Origin of the sequence: Enterococcus sp. FR204, assembly GCF_031143325.1 — a bacterium.
Taxonomy (GTDB): Bacteria; Bacillota; Bacilli; order Lactobacillales; family Enterococcaceae; genus Enterococcus_B; species Enterococcus_B faecium.
The window spans coordinates 16,620-33,036 of record NZ_JAKZIW010000005.1; the positions used below are offsets into that span (position 1 = coordinate 16,620).

The following is a 16,417-nucleotide window of genomic DNA, read 5'->3' on the forward strand; positions in this document are numbered from 1 at the left end:
TAATTAGTTGATTCAAGTGTACAATCTTTTTGCCATTTCCACAAGAGGGCTTTTTTATAAAAACTCCCCTTTTTTTAAATAATAGGTAGTTACGATACAAATAAATAATGTTAATAGAACTAGCCATATAAAGGCATCATCCCTTTCAGCAATAGGTAACTTAATGTTCATTCCATAGATACTGCCGACGATTGTCGGTATAGTTAAAATAATCGTTAAAGAAGTTAAAATTTTCATAATATTATTCAGATTATTCGATACGATTGCTGAAAAAGTCTGATTCATTTGTTCTACTAGTTTTAATTGAATGCGAGAAGTAGTCATTGCCTGCTCTGTTTCCACCAATACATCACGTAAATGATTTTTCAAAGCATGATTTTCTTGGAAAAGTTTATTTTGCGCTAGTTCTTTCAATGCATCTAAATTAGCAGAAGTCGCTTCTCTGAAATAAACGAGGCTTTTTTGGATATCCATGATTTGATAAAGTTGTTTGTTTTCAGTGGATACTTGAAGTTTGGCTTCCAAAGTATCGCATTGAGATTGAAGCGTAGCTAAATAACTGTTGTAAGAGAGTGTGACCTGCCAAATGAATTGAAAGAAGATATTGAGATTAGGCGAAATATCACTTTTTGGAAAGGTCTGGCTAAAGACTTTCTTTAAAAACAGTGGTTCATGATTCGTAATTGTGATAAGCTTCTTTTTGGGCGTCAAAATAATAGAGAGCGGGTATGTATCCACTTGAAAATAACCGCTAGGACTTGTTTTAGCAAAAGGATATTGTAACAATAATAACGCTGGCTTTGTCAACTTTGATTGATTGAATTCTTCTGTACGGGAATTTTCTGCATCGTCCAATATGGAAGTGATGTAATCTGACGGAATTTCAAATTGATGTGTCAGCTGATGAATCTCTTCTTGATTAGGACGTTCTACACAATACCAGATCGTTTGGTCAGTTTCCTTTCCGGTATTACGCAGTTTCTCATTATCTAATGTAAAATATTTGATCATGATTTTCCTCCTGTTGCCTGTTTCTTTTATTATAACGGATAGGGAATTGGAATACATGGAATGTGTTTGTAAGATATAGAATATAACTGCATAAATTTAAATAAAATGAAACAGTTGTGTAAAGTATATACAGTATACTTGAAGCAACGATAAAAAAGGAGTTTACGTTCATGGGCACATTCACACCACTTATCTTGTTTTGGTATATTTACCCGGTAATCGTTTTGTTTGGTTGCCAATTTCTTGTAAAATTATTTTCGTTAAATCGTCGTTTTAAAATAAAAGCCCCTGATTTGGCGATTCCTTTTTTGTGGGGCGGTATGCATGCATTGTCTAGAAATACAGGGACAATTTCTATCTTGCCGTTTTTCTTTATTTCTGTTTTGCTAATGGGAATTTGTATTGCTGTTTTTCAAGCATATTATTATGAAGAAATTATTTATCCGCGTTATTTCAAGATGACTTGGCGTTTGGTTTTTCTGTTGACAATCGTCTTGTACGCTGTCTTGATCATTGTGAACATACTTTCTTACCTATGAAAAAAATAGAAAAGCTGTAAAAAGTCTTTTAAAAGGCTTTTTGCAGCTTGATTTTTAAAAAAATGTTTATGAATAAAAAAAGTTGTTCCCGGATTTCCCAGAAAAGGTGGTAGAAAGTGGGGGATTGTGGTAGACTAATTTTAGTTAGTGGAGGAATGGGGGGCTTTCAATGTTGATGGGTGAATTCCAACATAATATTGATGCAAAAGGACGTTTAATCGTGCCCTCAAAACTTCGTGAAGAACTTGGCGAAAAGTTTGTTCTGACACGCGGATTGGATGGCTGTCTTTTCGGCTATCCGATGAGCGAATGGAAAAATCTGGAAGCTAAACTGAACGAAATGCCGTTGGCTAAAAAAGACGCACGTACTTTTGTGCGATTCTTCTATTCGGCTGCCACTGAATGCGAACTTGATAAACAAGGACGAATCAATATACCCAGCACGTTAAGAAATTATGCAGCTTTGACAAAAGGTTGCGTAGTCATCGGTGTATCTAACCGAATTGAAATTTGGGATGAGACACGATGGCAAGATTTTTCTGCAGGAGCAGAAGAGAACTTTGACGAAATTGCTGAAAGTATGATTGATTTCGGACTATAAGAATAGGAAGAGGCTGACTAATGACTGAAACATTTCAACACTATACAGTCATGTTGAAAGAAACGGTAGATGGATTGAACATCAAACCGGATGGCGTTTATGTAGACTGTACACTCGGCGGTGCCGGACATAGTGAATATTTATTAAGCCAACTAAGTTCTAAAGGGCATCTGTATGCGTTTGACCAAGATCAAAAAGCAATCGATCACGCCAAGCTGCGTTTAGCTTCTTATGTCGAACAAGGTATGGTCACATTTATCAAAGCGAATTTCAGAGAATTAGAAGAACGCTTGAGTGAGCATGTAGATAAGGTAGACGGCATTTTGTATGATCTAGGGGTTTCCTCTCCTCAGCTAGATGAAGCAGAACGTGGATTTAGTTATCATCAAGATGCACCGTTGGATATGCGCATGGATCAGTCAGCTCCTTTATCCGCTTATCACGTAATTAATGAATATTCCTACCATGAATTAGTAAAGATTTTCTTCCGCTATGGCGAGGAGAAATTTTCCAAACAAATTGCTCGTGAAATCGAACGAGTACGAAAAACAAAACCAATCCAAACAACTGGTGAGCTTGTCGAAATCATTAAACAAGTCATCCCAGCTCCCGCAAGAAGAAAAGGCGGGCATCCTGCAAAAAGAATTTTTCAAGCTGTGCGGATTGCAGTAAATGACGAACTCGGTGCCGAAGAGGCCTCTTTAGAACAGGCAATCCGGTTATTGAAAGTCAATGGAAGAATCAGCGTAATCACATTCCATTCATTGGAAGACAGAATTGTCAAAAGTATGTTTAAAGAATATAGTACGGTACAAGATCTACCACCGGGACTTCCTGTCATACCTGACGAATTCCAACCAGAACTGAAAGTCATTACTCGTAAACCAATCCTTCCTTCAGAGGAAGAGCTAGCAGAAAACAATCGATCACGCAGTGCAAAGTTACGTATTGCAGAAAAAATAAGAATGAAAGAGGAGTAGAATGATGGCAGAATTAAAGAAAATGCAAGATTACGAATATGATTTACCTGAATTGGTGGATCAGCCAGAACAACAAATGCCTGATTCTTCTTCGAATCAAGAAATCATTCTTCCACAATCACCGGCAAAACGATTGAAGCAGATTTCTGCTTTGGAAAAAATTGCTGTGGCAAGCGTGGCGATTGCTATTGTTGCTTTATGTGTTTTAACAGTTATGCTGCGCACAAATATCAGCGGAGCTGAAAAAGAAATCACGTCAATACAAACAGAAATCAATGATAAAAAGCAAGAAAAAACGAGTTTAGAACAAGAAAAAAACGAACTTTCTCGTACTGAACGGATTAAACAAATCGCAGAAGAAAAAGGATTGTCTATTAATGACGACAATTTAAGGAAAGTGAAGTAAATGAGTCTTAAAAATAAAATTCGGCGGTTTATGGAAAAGAAAAATCTAAATCCGATGAACAATCGCAAAAAAGTAGGTATCATTTTATTTGCTACGAGTATTGGATTGTTCTTTTTATTTGCCGTCCGTTTCTCGTATATCGTTATTGGAGGTCATGTTGCTGGTACCTCATTAGCTGAAAAAACAAAACAGTTGTACCAAGGAAGTGAAGTAGTAAAAGCAAAAAGAGGAACGATTTATGATCGTAACGGTGTGGCGCTCGCAGAAGATGCCTCCTCTTATTCAATTAAAGCGATACTCTCAAAAACATATACCTCTGGGGATAAAAAACTGTATGTTGAAGAAAAGAATTTTGATAAAATAGCAGAAATCCTGCATAAGAATCTTTCTATAGACAAAAAAGATGCACTGAATATTTTAGAAGACGGCGCAAAAAAAGAGCTGTATCAAGTTGAATTTGGTAGCTATGGGAAAAATATCTCCCAAGAAACCAAGCAAAACATCGAAGCGGACATGAAAAAAGAAGGTGTCGCTGGTCTTTACTTTGTCGACCATCAGGCTCGGATGTATCCAAATGGCGTCTTTTCTTCTCATTTTATTGGATACGCAGTTCCAGACAAAGATGAGAATGGCTTAGTTGGTAAACTAGGTTTGGAGTCTGCTTACAATGATATCTTGAGCGGTAAAGATGGTAAGATTATTTATCAAAAAGATAATTTTCAAAATCCTCTGCCAGGTACAGTGGCAGAAGAAGAAAAAGCTGTCGACGGACAAGATATCTACACGACTTTAGACAGCAGACTACAAAGTTATTTAGAAACACTGATGGATCAAGTAAATGAAGAATATCAGCCAGAAGAATTGACAGCAGTCCTGATGAAAGCAAAAACCGGAGAAATCTTGGCAATGGGACAACGACCTACTTTCAATCCTGAAACAATGGAAGGATTGACTGGAAAAGATGCTATCTGGCGTAATTTCTTGGTACAAGATAGTTATGAACCAGGATCAACCATGAAAGTTTTCACTACTGCAGCTGCTATCGAAGAAGGAGAATTCAACGAGAATGAAACCTTCCAATCTGGAAAAATCCAAGTAGAAGATGCTACGATCAATGACCATGACTTTGGTGAAAAAGGTGTGCTGACCATGCGTCAAGCTCTTTCATGGTCAAGTAACGTCGGGATGGTCATATTGGAACAGCGATTAGGCGGACGATGGTATAACTATTTACAAAAACTAGGATTTGGACAAAGTACTCATTCTGGACTAGATGATGAAGTAAACGGTGCTTTACCTACATCAAATATTGTCGACCGAGCAATGAGTGCTTATGGACAAGCGGTAGGTGTGACGAATTTCCAAATGATGAAAGCTTTCACTTCTATTGCTAATAACGGTACAATGATTCAACCTCGATATATCAGCAAAGTGGTGGATCCCCAAACTGGAGAAGAGCGAACAACTCAAACAGAAGTTCTAGGGCAACCTTTTTCAAAAGAAACAACAGAAAAAGTCCGTGAATATATGAGAGATGTTGTCGAAAGCGAAAACTACGGTAGTGCTTATGGTGTATATAGTGTACCTGGATACAATGTATCGGCAAAAACAGGAACAGCCCAAATCGCTTCTGATACAGGGGGATATCAAACAGGAGATACAGCCTACCTGTATTCGATTGTGGAGATGGTTCCTTCTGAAGATCCAGACTATGTCTTGTATCTAACAATGAAACACCCTAAGACATATGATCGAATGGCCTTGGCTAAAATCGCAAATCCATTGATGAAACGGGCAATGGATTTTAAAGAAACTGAAGAAGATTCAGATACAGAAACAAAAACAGAAAAAGTATCCGTAGCCGATTATCGTAATCTTGAAGCGGACGTTGCAGCAGCTGATGCTCAAAAAAGTGGACTGCAACCTGTAGTGATCGGTAATGGTAAAAAAGTACAAAAACAATCTACTGCCAACGGTGATCAGTTGATCTCTGGAGAAAAACTGATCCTATACACTGGTGGTGATAAGCTGATGCCTGACGTAACAGGATGGTCAAAAGCAGATATCATGAAGCTGGGGAAAATCCTCGGTATTGAAGTTAGTTTTGATGGAGATGGTTATTGTGTCAAACAAGAACTTGCTCCATATGAAAAAATCACTGAAGACAAACTTAGTTTTACTTTAGAAGAATAAGAAGAGAAATAGGAGAGAAAAGAGCATGGAATGGACACAAGCATTGATTCCCATTGTCAGCAGTTGTGCAATGACAATTGCCGCAATGCCGCTATTTATTGGTTACTTTCAAATGAAAAAGCAAGGTCAGGCGATTCGTGAGGAGGGACCAAAGTGGCACAATAGCAAAGCCGGAACTCCTACAATGGGCGGCTTAGTGTTTCTGATCGGCTCTATTTTGACAGGAATTTGGGTTGGAGCTTGGCAAAAACAGCTAACTCCTACTCTTTTCATCTTGCTTTTTGTATTAGCGTTATACGGAGTAATTGGCTTTCTTGATGATTTTATAAAAATATTCAAGAAAAGAAACATGGGACTGAACTCGAAGCAGAAATTGATTGGACAGATTCTAGGGGGAATCATCTTTTATCTTGTTTACCGTTCTGAAGGTTATCCAGGTGTATTGAATTTCTTCGGACTAGATCTACCTTTAGGAATCATTTATGGTATTTTCGCTCTCTTCTGGCTTGTTGGATTTTCAAATGCGGTAAACCTGACAGATGGCATCGATGGATTAGTTGCTGGCTTAGGAAGTATCTCTTTTGCAGCTTACGGTCTAATTGCTTGGCATCAGCATCAGTATGATGTATTAATCATCTGCTTAAGTGTTTTAGGAGGTTTACTGGGTTTCTTCGTCTACAACAGAAAACCTGCCAAGATTTTTATGGGAGATGTCGGTTCATTAGCGTTGGGCGGACTTTTAGCGGCAATTTCTATAATGCTAAACCAAGAATGGACATTGCTTTTGATTGGTTTGATCTATGTTATGGAAACAGCAAGTGTGATGCTTCAAGTTACTTCCTTTAAGCTTACAGGAAAACGAATTTTTAAAATGTCTCCAATTCATCATCACTTTGAAATGTGCGGATGGTCGGAGTGGAAGATTGATACAGTTTTTTGGTTGATCAGCATTGTGACTTCGTTGATCACATTATGGATCGTTTGGTAGGAGATGACGGGAAATGAAAAAAATATCAACATATGAAAATAAGAAAGTGCTTGTCTTAGGACTCGCAAAAAGCGGAGTAAGCGCGGCCAAATTATTACATGAATTGGGCGCACTTGTCACCGTTAATGATGGAAAACCTTTTGACGAAAATCCGGAAGCACAAGAGCTGCTTTCTTTAGGGATAAAAGTAATAACAGGTAGTCATCCAATCGAATTGTTGGATGAAGAATTTTCATTGATGGTCAAAAATCCAGGGATTCCCTACAGTCATCCTTTAGTAGCAAAAGCCCAAGAAATGGGTATTCCGGTAATTACGGAAGTTGAGCTAGCTTACGAAGTAGCGGAATGCCCAATTATTGGGATTACAGGAACGAACGGAAAAACAACGACAACAACGATGACAGGACTACTACTGAATGCAGGAGCAGATCAAGGAATTGCACGTTTAGCGGGAAATATTGGGTATCCAGCAAGTGGTGTCGCGCAAGAAGCGAAACCAGAAGATAAAATCGTGATGGAGTTATCTAGTTTTCAACTCATGGGAATCACAGATTTCCGCCCTCATATAGCGGTGATTACCAATATCTATGAAGCACATATTGATTATCATGGTACAAGAAAAGAATATGTCAAAGCTAAATGGAACCTTCAAAAAAACATGACAGAAAAAGATTATCTGATCCTTAACTGGAATCAGTCAGAACTACAAGAATTAGCGCAAAGAACAAAAGCACGTGTACTGCCTTTCTCGACAAAAGAAGTGTTGGAAGACAGTGTGTATGCTGACGATTACTCAATATACTATAAAAAAGAAAAAATAATGGAAATATCTGAACTTGGCGTACCAGGTAAGCATAATGTAGAAAATGCACTAGCTGCTATTTCTGTAGCAAAATTGTATGGTATATCAAATGAAGCTATACGAGAAACGTTGAATTTATTCCATGGCTTACCACATCGTACGCAATATGTAGGAGAAATCCAAGGCAGAAAATTTTATAATGATTCAAAAGCAACCAATATTTTAGCGACTAAAATGGCTCTAAGTGGATTTGAAACGTCTAAGGTCGTGTTATTGGCTGGCGGATTAGACAGAGGAAATACATTTGATGAATTAATTCCTTCATTAAAAGGAATCAAAGCAATGGTCGTATTTGGCCAAACAAAAGAAAAGTTGATGGATGCTGGAAAAAAAGCAGGCATCGAGACAATAGTAACAGCCGATTCTGTAGAACAAGCAGTTCCTTTAGCATTAGAAAACAGTACAGATGGTGATGTAGTTTTATTATCACCAGCGAATGCCAGCTGGGATCAATACCCAAATTTTGAAACTAGAGGAAACAGATTCATGGAAGCTGTGAACCGATTAAAATAGAAAAAGTAGAAGCGAGCGATAAAAAATGAAAATTTTGGTTACAGGCGGAGGAACAGGGGGACATATTTATCCAGCTCTTGCCTTTGTCAATTATGTAAAGACTCAAGAACCGAATGCTGAATTCATGTATGTGGGAGCAAAACGAGGTCTAGAAAACAAAATCGTCCCTGATACAGGAATGCCTTTCCATACCTTGGAGATTCAAGGATTTAAACGAAAAATTTCCATGCATAACATCAAGACGGTCCGATTGTTTCTTAAGAGTATCCGTCAAGCAAAAAAAATCCTCAGTGATTTTCAACCAGATATCGTTATCGGTACTGGAGGATATGTTTCCGGAGCGGTAGTGTACGCTGCAGCCAAAATGGGTATTCCAACAATTATCCATGAACAAAACAGTGTACCAGGTGTTACCAATAAATTTTTAAGCCGATATGTGGATCGGATCGCTCTTTCATTTAAAGATGCGGCTTCCTTTTTTCCTGAAAACAAAGCAGTTCTTGTAGGTAATCCTCGAGCACAAGAAGTAGCAAATACTAAAAAATCAGATATTTTGAAAACATTTGGTTTGGATCCAGAAAAGAAAACAGTCTTGATTTTTGGCGGTAGTCAAGGAGCACTTAAAATCAATCAAGCAGTATCAGTTTTTTTAAGTGAATATATTCCTTCTTCTTACCAAGTTTTGTATGCTTCAGGAGATAGATATTATGAAGAGATCCTAAATAAAATAAATCCTGAAATACAAAATATTAGTGTCCAGCCTTATATCAAAAATATGGCAGAGGTCATGGCTTCCAGTGATCTGCTGGTGGGGCGTGCTGGTGCAACTTCGATCGCAGAATTCACAGCTCTGGGGTTACCGGCAGTGTTGGTTCCCAGCCCATATGTTACGAATGATCATCAGACTAAAAATGCAATGAGTCTTGTTCACGCAGGAGCAGCAAAAATGATTGCAGATAATGAACTAACAGGTGAATCACTAAGTCAGACAATCAACGAAATCATGGGTGATGAAGAATTGCAAAAGCAAATGTGCCGAGCTTCTAAAGAACAAGGAATCCCTGATGCTTCAAAACGTCTTTATGACTTAGTAAAACAAATAATCAAAAAATAAAGGCGGTGGTCTTAGTGAGTAAGAAAAAAGAACCAAAAAAATTGTCTCATCCGTCTTCTGATGAAAACAATTTGACTCCTTGGCAAAAGGCTAACCGAAAATATCTGGCAGAACAAGAGATGAAAAACCAAGAGCCAAAAAAAGAAGACATAACATTAGATACACCCCTTTCAGATTCTGAAGAAGAAAAAACGGTTCAAGAGGAACAGCAAGAAGAAAGCCAGTCCGAGAAAAAAATCGAATTTTTTGAAGAGATCAAGCAAAAGAAAAACGGTGGGCCATATAACGGTTCTTTTTTGAACCGGCTGCCCAATTTAAAAAGTCAACGGCACAAAGTACTATTTCGTCGGTTAGCTTTGATCATCACTGTATTGGGTATACCGCTGATTTTTTTGATCTATTATGTTTCTCCTTATAGCAAATTACAAGCAGTTGCAGTATCAGGCAATAAGACAGTCAACAGCCAAGAAATCATCTCTGATACAAAATTGTCATTAGGAGAAAATGTTTGGGGACAGTATTTTCATCGATCTACTTATATCGATCGCCTTAAAAAAGCACAGCCAAGAATCGAAACAGCAAATATACATTTCAAAGGGATGAATGAATTCGATTTGGATGTAACAGAATATAAAGAGATTGCTTTGATCGCAAAAAACAATCAATACTACCCAGTGATTGAAAATGGAACAGTATTAGATGAAAAAGTAGCAAATCCTACAAAAAATCTCCCTATCTTGGAAGAGTTCAAAGACTCTGCAAAAATCAAAGAATTAACAAAGCAATACAATCAGTTATCATCAGAATTACAAAAAGCAATTTCTGAAATCAAGTACACGCCAAGAGCAAGCAATAAAAATCTGATCCAATTGAATATGAATGACGGCAATCAAGTTATTGTAAATATCAATAATCTTGCGAACCAAATGAAATATTATTCGCAAGTAGCCAAAGATATGGATGAAAAAGGTGTGATCGACATGGAAGTTGGTATCTTCTCGCATCCTTACGGTAGCACTCAAGAAACGGAAGAATCGGGCCAATCGGAAGAAACAACTGAAAGTGAAGAAAATGCGGATCAAACAAACGAATCAAGTGAAGAGGCAGAAACGCAAGCAGCACAAACACCTGGATCGTCTAACACAAACGGATCATCTGATTCAAATGATTCAAGTGAAACAAGTCAAATAGAAGATAATCCAAGTACAACTCCGTCAAGTTTAAATGAAAATTGATAAAACAACTTTAAAAAGTAAGAATGTACTTTCTAAAAACCAGTAATTTATGGTAGAATTGGAAGCAGTGAATATATCTATTAATAAGTATATTTTAAAACGGACGCTAGTTGTTCGCTTGTATATGGAATAGTAAGTAGGAGGGAATCCCATTCATGGCAAAAACAGGAATGTATGTAGGCCTTGATATTGGAACGACATCTGTTAAAGTTGTCGTGGCTGAATATATCGACAGCCAAATGAATATTATTGGAGTAGGAAACGCAAAATCAGAAGGGATTAACCGAGGCATTATCGTTGATATCGATAAAACGGTCCAAGCGATACAACGAGCAGTACGACAAGCAGAAGAAAAAGCAGGTATCCAGATCAAAGGCGTAAGTGTCGGTTTGCCAGCAAACATGCTTGAAGTAGAAAATTGCCAGGGAATGATTGCAGTTAACGGAGATTCAAAGGAAATCACCGATGAAGATGTCAGAAATGTGGCTTCAGCTGCCCTTGTTCGTTCAATACCTCCTGAACGTCAAATCGTGTCAATATTGCCACAAGATTTTACTGTCGATGGGTTCGAGGGAATCAAAGATCCTCGTGGAATGATCGGCGTAAGATTAGAAATGTACGGTCTGTTGTTTACAGGACCTAAAACGATCATCCATAACATACGTAAATGCGTGGAAAATGCCGGATTAATCGTCAACGAAATGGTGATTACTCCTTTAGCGCTGACTGAATCAATTCTTTCTGACGGAGAAAAAGATTTTGGTACGATCGTCATTGATATGGGTGGCGGCCAAACAACAACGGCTGTTATGCATGATAAGCAATTGAAGTTTACCAATCTTGACCAAGAAGGTGGCGAATTTGTCACTAAAGATATCTCTATTGTATTAAATACGTCATTTAACAATGCAGAAGCGTTGAAAATAAACTACGGTGATGCATACCCAGAACGGACATCACCAGATGAAGAATTTCCAGTAGATGTGATTGGTCAGTCAGAACCAGTGAAAGTCGATGAACGCTACTTGTCAGAAATTATTTCAGCTCGAATGGAACAGATTTTCAACAAAGCAAAAGATGCATTGGACCAAATCGAAGCATTAGAGTTGCCAGGTGGCGTCGTATTGACAGGCGGAGCTGCTAGTCTTCCTGGTGTTGTGGACTTGGCACAAGAAATCTTCGGCGTAAATGTAAAATTGTATGTTCCAAATCACATGGGGCTGAGAAACCCGGTATTTACAAATGTAATAAGTATCGTGGATTATTCAGCAAACTTGAGTGAAGTGTATCAATTGGCAAAAATTGCTGTTACGGGTGAAACCTCAGCAGCTCGTCAAATGGTAGTTGAACAAGAAACAACAAACACATATGAGAGCTATGAAGCACCTGAAGAAACAATCTACGATGAGCCGGAACCAAAAGAGTCCGGAGAAAATGTAAAAAATAAAATCAAGGGTTTCTTTACAAATATTTTTGATTAATTCATCCTGGGAGGAATAAGATATGGAATTCTCAATTGATAATAATATCAATGACGGCGCAGTAATCAAAGTCATCGGAGTCGGTGGTGGCGGTGGAAATGCTGTAAACCGAATGATTGAAGAAAACGTTAAAGGTGTTGAATTCATTACAGCCAACACAGATGTGCAAGCATTAAAAAATTCAAAAGCTGAAACAGTTATCCAATTAGGCCCCAAATATACTCGTGGTTTAGGTGCTGGTTCTCAGCCAGAAGTTGGACAAAAAGCGGCAGAAGAAAGTGAACAATCCTTACGCGAAGCTTTAGACGGTGCAGATATGATTTTCATCACTGCAGGAATGGGTGGAGGAACCGGTACAGGTGCTGCACCAATCGTTGCAGGTATCGCGAAAGAATTGGGCGCATTGACTGTTGGTGTCGTGACACGTCCATTCACTTTTGAAGGACCGAAACGTGGCCGTTTTGCTGCAGAAGGTATCGCTCGTTTGAAAGAAAATGTGGATACATTATTAATTATCTCAAATAACCGTTTATTAGAAGTTGTAGATAAAAAGACACCGATGCTTGAAGCTTTCCGTGAAGCAGATAATGTTTTACGACAAGGTGTACAAGGTATCTCTGATTTGATCACAGCGCCAGGTTACGTTAACCTTGACTTTGCTGACGTGAAAACAGTGATGGAAAACCAAGGTACAGCATTGATGGGGATCGGTGTGGCTAGTGGAGAAGATCGCGTAGTAGAAGCAACGAAAAAAGCAATCTCCTCTCCATTGCTTGAAACATCTATTGATGGAGCTGAACAAGTACTTCTTAACATCACAGGCGGTTTGGATATGACATTGTTCGAAGCACAAGATGCTTCAGATATCGTAGCAAATGCAGCAACTGGCGATGTAAATATCATTCTAGGTACATCTATCAATGAAGAAATGGGCGATGAAATCCGTGTGACGGTCATCGCAACAGGTATCGATGAATCAAAAAAGGAACGCAAGTCTAGCCGACCAGCTAGACAAGCACAAATGCAATCACCTGCTCAAAAGACTGTATTAGATATGGATCAAGCTAAACCAACTTCTTCAGAAGAAGAAAACAGTTTTGGCGATTGGGATATCAGACGTGAACAAAATGTTCGTCCTAGAGTTGATGATTCCAATTTTGACAATATCGAAAAAAAAGAATTTGATACATTCAACCGCGAAGAAACAAAATCTCATGGCGATGATGAATTAAATACGCCACCGTTTTTCCGTCGTAAAAAATAAAGGAGAGGAAGAGCACATGATTGCTGACAACTTGCAGAAAATCAAGCAAGAAATTCAGGATTCGTGTGCTCTTGTTCATCGTGATCCGAAAGAAGTTACATTAGTAGCTGTAACAAAATCTGTTGAATCCGCTCAAGCTGAAGAATTGGTTAGAGCTGGCGTTATGAATTGTGCAGAAAACCGAGTAGATAAACTATTACAAAAGAAACAAGATTTATTTGATTTTCCTGAAATAAAGTGGCATTTAATTGGTAATTTACAGCGCAGAAAGGTAAAATTGATTGTAAATGAAATTGATTACTTTCATGCGTTGGACAGTTTAAGATTAGCAGAAGAAATCCAGAAGCGGTTAGAGAAAGAATTATCCTGTTTTATTGAAGTAAATGTTTCTGGTGAGGAATCGAAACATGGAATTTCACCAGATGAGCTTTTACCGTTTGTGGAATCTTTAGCTGCCTGCACAAAAATCAAGGTTGTTGGGTTAATGACTATGGCGCCTAAAGAAGCTTCTGATGAGCAAATCCATAAAGTGTTTGGTACGCTGAAAGAATTGCGTGATCTTGTTCAAGCAAAAGGTTATGCCCATGCACCATGTAGTGAATTAAGTATGGGGATGAGTCAAGACTTTCAAATTGCGATTGAAGAAGGTGCAACATTTATCCGTGTAGGAACAGCGCTATTCAAAGACGAATAAAGGAGGAACAAAAATGCCGCTTTTAAACAGAGGAGCAATTGCTAATTTTTTCGGATTAGCTGATGAGGAAGAGTACGAATACCAAGATTATCCTGAAACAACAAAAAAGGCTGTACAGCCAACTAAAAAAAATACAACACAGAATCAATCAACTCATTCTGTATCTGCTGCGAATACTCATGAAAAACAAAAAACGGCGACTTCACGTCCTGTAACGCATGAAAGTATTCAGCCGGCTGAAAAGAAAAAAGTAATTGAACTACATCAATCACCTACAAAAACTGTAGCGAAAGAAAGAACAGCTTCAAGAACCTCTACACAACCTAAAGCAAATCTTGCTGGAAAAATCACTGTAATGGAACCAAGAGCTTATTCTGAAGCTATGGCGATTGCTAAACGAATCATTGCTGGAGAAGCAACCTTAGTGAATTTTCATTTAGTAGAAGAAAAACAAGCGAGAAGAATCGTTGATTTTCTAACAGGAACAGTTTATGCACTAGATGGAGATATCAAACGTGTTGGAGATGAGATTTTTCTTTGTACACCGACTGGGATGGAGATTGACAGTTCAACCGCTCAATCTTTTGCAGATGCGAATTTGTTTGATCTGTAAGAGGAGGAACTACGATTTATACTATTGCACTATTACTTCATTTACTTCAACGGGCAGCCTATTTCTATAGCATTATCTTGATGGTATATGCATTGCTCTCTTGGTTTCCAGGCGGATATCAATCAGGGCTAGGACGATTATTAGCTAAGATCTGCGAACCATATATCAGTTTGTTCGATCGTCTGCCTTTGAGGATTGGACCCTTGGATTTCACAATTTTAGGGGCAATCCTGATCTTGAACTTAGCCGTACAAGGTTTAGCACAGATCGTTATATGGATAACTGTCCATTTAGTTTATTGATTGAAGCAACAAAATCTTTATTCTCAGAATAGATAGGAGGGGAAAATTTTGGATGCAAATGTATACCAGCACTTTCGGGCAGATGAACGTACATTTATCGATTCGGTAGGCGATTGGATTGAACAAGTTCAAGGACAATATGCACCCTATCTGACCGAATTTCTTGACCCAAGACAATCCTATATTTTAGAAACACTGATTCGACAAAGCAGTGATTTGCGTTTCATGTTTTATGGCGGATATAAACAGGCAGAAAGAAAAAGATGTTTGATTTTCCCCGATTATTACGAACCTGTAGAGGAAGATTTTGAGACAGCATTGTATGAAATTCATTATCCTAGCAAATTTGCCAGCCTAAGTCATGGGAAAATCCTTGGAACTTTAGTGGGAACGGGGATCAAACGCTCTTACTTTGGCGATATCATCTCGGACGGTGATCGCTGGCAAGTATTTATTGCAAATGAGGTGGATCATTTTGTTGCTGCACAAGTAACAAAGATTGGAAAGGTTGCTGTACGCTTGGAACCAATCAAATACACAGAAATGATTATGCCGAAAGATAGCTGGACACAAGAAAGAGGAACAGTTAGTTCCATGCGACTAGACAGTGTGATCTCTGAGATTTATAATATTTCCAGACAGCGGTCCAAGCAGCTGATCGAAGCTGGTAAAGTAAAAGTGAACTGGACAGAAAATACAAGACCTGATTTTGTACTTGAACTATTAGATATTATTTCAGTCAGAGGTTATGGCAGAGTCCAGATCCAAGAACTTGAGGGGAAGACGAAAAAAGAAAAGTACAGGGTACTGTTCGGTGTATTACGTAAATAAAATAAAAAGGTGGTTTACTCATGGCTTTAACTCCATTAGATATCCAAAATAAGACATTCCCGACAAAAATGCGGGGATATAATCAAGACGAAGTAGATGATTTCTTAGATTTAGTTGTTCGTGACTATGAGGAATTGACTCAAAGAAATCGAGAATTAGAAAAAGCAGTCAAACATTCTGAAGAAAAACTTGAGTACTTCAATGAATTAAAAGATGCTTTGAACCAATCAATCATCGTAGCTCAAGATACGGCTGATAAAGTAAAAACAAGTGCAAGCAAGGAATCCGAAGTGATCGTTACTTCTGCACAAAACAAAGCAGATGAGTTAGTTGCGAACGCTGAAAAACGTGCACATCAATTAACAACTGATGCAGAAGAAAAAGCAAGAAAAATCTTGACAGATGCAACAGAAAAAGCAAGACAGCTTGCGACAGAAACTGAAGATCTTAAGAAAAAAACACGAGTATTCCATCAACGTATCAGCTTGATGCTTGAGTCTCAATTAGAACAAGTGAAAAGTCCGGAATGGGATGAAATTTTACAACCATTCTCCAGCTACGTGACTGACAGCCATGAAGTGATCAAAGAAGTTTTAGCAAAACAGCTTGACAATGAAAATGATACTGATGTAAACTCAGACACAGGAGTCATAGAAGCACCTATGACGGCATTTGATACACAGGCTATTGATATCTCGATCGTGCCTGGTGAAAATGAAAACGAGTAGAACAGAAAAGCACTTTGTTATTCTTAAAGCGAGCCGATGAGAGTGGAAGTTCGGTAAGACAC

General features: G+C 38.2%; 17 protein-coding genes. 16 read left to right on the forward strand and 1 reads right to left on the reverse strand.

What is annotated here, in order from left to right; all coding sequences use genetic code 11:
- Positions 1 to 54: 54 nt before the first annotated feature.
- Entirely contained in the window at positions 55 to 1,011 is a 957-nt protein-coding gene (locus RG571_RS02355) for a magnesium transporter CorA family protein (RefSeq protein WP_258430237.1), read from the reverse strand.
- A 170-nt stretch (positions 1,012 to 1,181) separates the two neighbouring features.
- Between RG571_RS02355 and RG571_RS02360 the strand changes: the two genes are divergently transcribed.
- The 16 genes from RG571_RS02360 (at position 1,182) to RG571_RS02435 (ending at position 16,355) form a co-directional block, all read left to right on the forward strand.
- The gene (locus tag RG571_RS02360; protein ID WP_002286647.1) at positions 1,182 to 1,550 is read left to right on the forward strand and encodes a DUF3397 domain-containing protein; all 369 of its coding nucleotides are present in this window, start codon (positions 1,182 to 1,184) and stop codon (positions 1,548 to 1,550) included.
- 169 nt (positions 1,551 to 1,719) lie between these two features.
- Positions 1,720 to 2,151: a division/cell wall cluster transcriptional repressor MraZ gene (gene mraZ, locus RG571_RS02365; protein WP_002339619.1), complete on the forward strand. Its 432-nt coding sequence runs from the start codon at positions 1,720 to 1,722 to the stop codon at positions 2,149 to 2,151.
- 20 nt (positions 2,152 to 2,171) lie between these two features.
- Positions 2,172 to 3,131, forward strand: coding sequence for a 16S rRNA (cytosine(1402)-N(4))-methyltransferase RsmH (gene rsmH / locus RG571_RS02370; RefSeq protein ID WP_002297994.1), 960 nt, complete (start codon positions 2,172 to 2,174; stop codon positions 3,129 to 3,131).
- Positions 3,132 to 3,135: 4 nt separating this feature from the next.
- Entirely contained in the window at positions 3,136 to 3,537 is a 402-nt protein-coding gene (gene ftsL, locus RG571_RS02375) for a cell division protein FtsL (RefSeq protein ID WP_002294542.1), read from the forward strand.
- Positions 3,538 to 5,730, forward strand: a complete 2,193-nt coding sequence (locus tag RG571_RS02380; RefSeq protein WP_002286640.1) for a penicillin-binding transpeptidase domain-containing protein — start codon at positions 3,538 to 3,540, stop codon at positions 5,728 to 5,730.
- A gap of 25 nt (positions 5,731 to 5,755) precedes the next feature.
- Complete coding sequence (mraY, locus tag RG571_RS02385) at positions 5,756 to 6,718, forward strand: phospho-N-acetylmuramoyl-pentapeptide-transferase (RefSeq protein ID WP_002286639.1); 963 nt, start codon at positions 5,756 to 5,758, stop codon at positions 6,716 to 6,718.
- Between the two features lie 13 nt (positions 6,719 to 6,731).
- A complete protein-coding gene (gene murD / locus RG571_RS02390; RefSeq protein ID WP_308947763.1) occupies positions 6,732 to 8,093 on the forward strand; it encodes a UDP-N-acetylmuramoyl-L-alanine--D-glutamate ligase in 1,362 nt (453 codons plus the stop codon).
- Between the two features lie 25 nt (positions 8,094 to 8,118).
- Positions 8,119 to 9,207 (forward strand): undecaprenyldiphospho-muramoylpentapeptide beta-N-acetylglucosaminyltransferase, encoded by a 1,089-nt coding sequence (gene murG / locus RG571_RS02395; RefSeq protein ID WP_002339622.1) that lies wholly within the window; start codon positions 8,119 to 8,121, stop codon positions 9,205 to 9,207.
- 14 nt (positions 9,208 to 9,221) lie between these two features.
- The gene (locus tag RG571_RS02400; RefSeq protein ID WP_002339623.1) at positions 9,222 to 10,442 is read left to right on the forward strand and encodes a cell division protein FtsQ/DivIB; all 1,221 of its coding nucleotides are present in this window, start codon (positions 9,222 to 9,224) and stop codon (positions 10,440 to 10,442) included.
- 155 nt (positions 10,443 to 10,597) lie between these two features.
- A complete protein-coding gene (ftsA, locus tag RG571_RS02405; RefSeq protein WP_002286631.1) occupies positions 10,598 to 11,923 on the forward strand; it encodes a cell division protein FtsA in 1,326 nt (441 codons plus the stop codon).
- 22 nt (positions 11,924 to 11,945) lie between these two features.
- Positions 11,946 to 13,187, forward strand: a complete 1,242-nt coding sequence (gene ftsZ / locus RG571_RS02410; protein ID WP_002286629.1) for a cell division protein FtsZ — start codon at positions 11,946 to 11,948, stop codon at positions 13,185 to 13,187.
- Positions 13,188 to 13,203: 16 nt separating this feature from the next.
- Complete coding sequence (locus RG571_RS02415; protein ID WP_002324421.1) at positions 13,204 to 13,881, forward strand: YggS family pyridoxal phosphate-dependent enzyme; 678 nt, start codon at positions 13,204 to 13,206, stop codon at positions 13,879 to 13,881.
- 13 nt (positions 13,882 to 13,894) lie between these two features.
- Positions 13,895 to 14,494 (forward strand): cell division protein SepF, encoded by a 600-nt coding sequence (locus RG571_RS02420; RefSeq protein ID WP_002286627.1) that lies wholly within the window; start codon positions 13,895 to 13,897, stop codon positions 14,492 to 14,494.
- A 23-nt stretch (positions 14,495 to 14,517) separates the two neighbouring features.
- Complete coding sequence (locus RG571_RS02425; protein WP_033582058.1) at positions 14,518 to 14,796, forward strand: YggT family protein; 279 nt, start codon at positions 14,518 to 14,520, stop codon at positions 14,794 to 14,796.
- Positions 14,797 to 14,844: 48 nt separating this feature from the next.
- Positions 14,845 to 15,627 (forward strand): RNA-binding protein, encoded by a 783-nt coding sequence (locus tag RG571_RS02430; protein WP_002339625.1) that lies wholly within the window; start codon positions 14,845 to 14,847, stop codon positions 15,625 to 15,627.
- A 20-nt stretch (positions 15,628 to 15,647) separates the two neighbouring features.
- Positions 15,648 to 16,355 (forward strand): DivIVA domain-containing protein, encoded by a 708-nt coding sequence (locus RG571_RS02435; RefSeq protein ID WP_002286622.1) that lies wholly within the window; start codon positions 15,648 to 15,650, stop codon positions 16,353 to 16,355.
- The last annotated feature ends 62 nt before the right edge of the window (positions 16,356 to 16,417 follow it).

Coding starts and splice junctions, on each gene's coding strand:
- RG571_RS02415 (WP_002324421.1), top strand. CDS start 13,204: ATGATTGCTGACAACTTGCAGAAAATCAAGCAAGAAATTCAGGATTCG.
- RG571_RS02435 (WP_002286622.1), top strand. CDS start 15,648: ATGGCTTTAACTCCATTAGATATCCAAAATAAGACATTCCCGACAAAA.
- RG571_RS02355 (WP_258430237.1), bottom strand. CDS start 1,011: ATGATCAAATATTTTACATTAGATAATGAGAAACTGCGTAATACCGGA.
- ftsL (WP_002294542.1), top strand. CDS start 3,136: ATGGCAGAATTAAAGAAAATGCAAGATTACGAATATGATTTACCTGAA.
- RG571_RS02380 (WP_002286640.1), top strand. CDS start 3,538: ATGAGTCTTAAAAATAAAATTCGGCGGTTTATGGAAAAGAAAAATCTA.
- rsmH (WP_002297994.1), top strand. CDS start 2,172: ATGACTGAAACATTTCAACACTATACAGTCATGTTGAAAGAAACGGTA.
- ftsZ (WP_002286629.1), top strand. CDS start 11,946: ATGGAATTCTCAATTGATAATAATATCAATGACGGCGCAGTAATCAAA.
- mraZ (WP_002339619.1), top strand. CDS start 1,720: ATGTTGATGGGTGAATTCCAACATAATATTGATGCAAAAGGACGTTTA.
- murD (WP_308947763.1), top strand. CDS start 6,732: ATGAAAAAAATATCAACATATGAAAATAAGAAAGTGCTTGTCTTAGGA.
- RG571_RS02360 (WP_002286647.1), top strand. CDS start 1,182: ATGGGCACATTCACACCACTTATCTTGTTTTGGTATATTTACCCGGTA.
- mraY (WP_002286639.1), top strand. CDS start 5,756: ATGGAATGGACACAAGCATTGATTCCCATTGTCAGCAGTTGTGCAATG.
- murG (WP_002339622.1), top strand. CDS start 8,119: ATGAAAATTTTGGTTACAGGCGGAGGAACAGGGGGACATATTTATCCA.
- ftsA (WP_002286631.1), top strand. CDS start 10,598: ATGGCAAAAACAGGAATGTATGTAGGCCTTGATATTGGAACGACATCT.
- RG571_RS02420 (WP_002286627.1), top strand. CDS start 13,895: ATGCCGCTTTTAAACAGAGGAGCAATTGCTAATTTTTTCGGATTAGCT.